Genomic DNA, 297 nt, shown 5'->3' with positions numbered 1-297 from the left:
CCTGGACTCACCGGCATAGGTCAGCGCATCGCAGAGGATCACCCGGCCTTCGGCATCGGTGTTGTCGATCTCGACCGACAGGCCGGCGCGGGTGGCGATGACCTCGCCCGGGCGGTAGGCATCGGCGGCGACTGCGTTCTCGACCGCCGGGATCAGCAGCTGCAGGCGCACCGGCAGCTGCTGCGCCATCACCAGCTGGGCCAGCGCCAGCGCGTGCGCGGCACCGCCCATGTCCTTCTTCATGTTGCGCATGCCGTCGGCCGGTTTCATGTCGAGGCCGCCGGTGTCGAAGCAGAC

The 297-nt window shown here is 69.4% G+C and carries 1 pseudogene; it reads right to left on the bottom strand.

The features are described 5' to 3' along the window. Window positions 1–297 (bottom strand): annotated as a pseudogene (locus FLQ44_RS01995) (leucyl aminopeptidase); the annotation flags it as partial.

The sequence above is a fragment of the Vogesella mureinivorans genome, assembly GCF_007644035.1.
GTDB lineage: Bacteria > Pseudomonadota > Gammaproteobacteria > Burkholderiales > Chromobacteriaceae > Vogesella > Vogesella mureinivorans.
Note: the sequence above shows the minus strand (reverse complement) of the source record. Positions and strands in the feature narration are given on the sequence as shown.